Annotated in this window: 1 protein-coding gene; it reads left to right on the top strand. The window is 67.0% G+C overall.

Features of this window, described 5'->3' with window-relative positions; all coding sequences use genetic code 11:
• Nucleotides 1-354: 354 nt before the first annotated feature.
• A partial coding sequence (locus GXZ33_RS09205) for a PhoX family phosphatase (RefSeq protein ID WP_291340738.1) occupies nucleotides 355-2,279 on the top strand: 1,925 nt, incomplete at its 3' end.

The raw sequence follows: 2,279 nt of genomic DNA, 5'->3' as shown, positions 1-2,279 counted from the left end.
GCGGTAGAAGGTCTGCGCGATGGTGGCGATGTTGGCGCCGACGGCCGGCAGCGTCGCCTTGACGATCTCCTCGTGCTCCGGGGTGAGCTTGCGGTCGCGGGCGGTGGGGACGGCGGTGGTGTACAAGGGTTCTCCTCGGGATCGGGCCTTCGTCGGCCGGTGCAGGTTCTGCTGCCCGATATTAAACGGCTTTATCCGTGTTTAATAGTTTTCGTGCCTGAGATTCAGGACACAGAGGATGGGTCATCCTTATTTCACGAAGAATTCATCTGCTCATGTCCGGGCCGCCACCTGGGCGACCTAAGTTCCCGAGTCGTCCTGTCACGTCCCCGCAAAACGCCACGGAGCCACCCCATGTCCCTCAAGGGCCGCAATCTCTTCAGCAACAAGTTCGCCTCCTCCCGCAGCTCCCTGACCTGCACCTACAAGTGCGGCAACGCCTGCTTCGGCGAGTGCGACAACAACTCCGACAACCCGTACTTCGGCGACCTGATGTCCCGCCGCGCCGCCCTGAAGGCCGGCAGCCTCACCGTCCTGACCGTCGGCGGCTCCGCCGCCCTCGCCGGCCTCGCCCCGGCCGCCGCCGCCCGGTCCTCCGCCTTCGGCTCCTCCCTGCCGGGTGACTCCGGGAAGGGACACACTTCCACGAAGGGCCTGCAGTTCGACAGCGTCGCACCGAACAAGCTGGACGAGGTCGTCGTCCCGGCCGGCTACTCCCAGTCCGTGCTCATCGCCTGGGGCGACCCGGTGATCGAGGGAGCACCGGAGTTCGACGTCCACAACCAGACCGCGGAGGCGGCCGCGGGCCAGTTCGGCTTCAACAACGACTTCGCCGGCCTCCTGCCCCATCCGACCGACCCGGACCGCCGCGTCTACGTGTGCTCCCACGAGTACACCACCGAGCCGCACATGCACCCGGGCTACGACTCCGACAACCCGACCGAAGAGCAGGTGAAGATCGGCTGGGCCAACCACGGCCTCACCGTCCTCGAGGTGTCCACCGTGCCCGGCTCCGGCGACCTGAAGCGCGAGTTCGGCCCCCTGAACCGCCGCATCACCGCCACCACCCCGATGAAGCTCGTCGGCCCGCTCGCCGGCTCCGAGTACGTGAAGACCTCCGCCGACCCGACCGGCACCACCGTCCTGGGCACCCTGAACAACTGCGCCGGCGGCGTCACCCCCTGGGGCACCATCCTCTCCGGCGAGGAGAACTTCGACCAGTACTTCGCCCACCGCGACTCCGTCACCGACCCGCAGGTCAAGGCATCCCTCCAGCGTCTGGGCATCCCCGCCGGCGAGTCCTACCGCAAGTGGGAGCGCTTCGACAGGCGTTTCGACGTCTCCCTGGAGCCCAACGAGGTCAACCGCTTCGGCTACATCATCGAGATCGACCCGTACGACCCGACCTCCACCCCGGTCAAGCACACCGCCCTGGGCCGCTTCAAGCACGAGGCCGGCAACATCCACATCACCGCCGACGGCACCGTGGTCTGCTACTCCGGTGACGACGCCCGCTTCGAGTACCTCTACAAGTTCGTCTCCTCGAAGAAGATGATCGAGGGCGATCTGGCCCACAACATGACCCTCATGGACCACGGCACCCTCTACGTCGCCGTCATGGAGGGCAACTCCCCGCAGGAGGAGATCGACGGCTCCGGCCAGCTCCCCTCCGACGGCGCCTTCGACGGGGCCGGCCGCTGGGAGCCGCTGCTGACCGTGGACAACGAGGGCAACGCCACGTCCCACGTCGCCGGATTCACCGCCGAGGAGGTCGCCGTGTTCACCCGTGAGGCCGCCGACGCCGTCGGCGCCACCAAGATGGACCGCCCCGAGGACGTCGAGGTCTCCCCCACCACCTCCAAGGTCTACATGGCGCTGACGAACAACAAGTACCGCGGCGCCGCGGAGAAGTCGAAGGAGGGCGTCATGGAGTACGCCCCGGTCAAGGAGAACAAGAACGGCCTCGTCATGGAGATCGAGGACGACCACGCCGGCGAGGAGTTCACCTGGAACCTCATCCTCGTCGCCGGTGACCCGGACGTCGCGTACACCTACTTCGGCGGCTTCGACAAGTCCCGGGTCTCCCCGATCTCCTGCCCGGACAACCTGGCGTTCGACGAGTTCGGCAACCTGTGGATCTCCACCGACGGCAACGCACTCGGCTCCAACGACGGCCTCTACGCCATGGACGTCGAGGGCGAGAACCGCGGCGAGCTCAAGTGCTTCCTCACCGTCCCCTTCGCCGCCGAGACCTGCGGCCCGGTGATCAACCGGGAGCG

This window comes from Corynebacterium sp., assembly GCF_012838985.1.
Lineage (GTDB): Bacteria > Actinomycetota > Actinomycetes > Mycobacteriales > Mycobacteriaceae > Corynebacterium.
The sequence above is the reverse complement of the archived record's forward strand: the minus strand, read 5'-3'. Positions and strand labels throughout refer to the sequence as shown.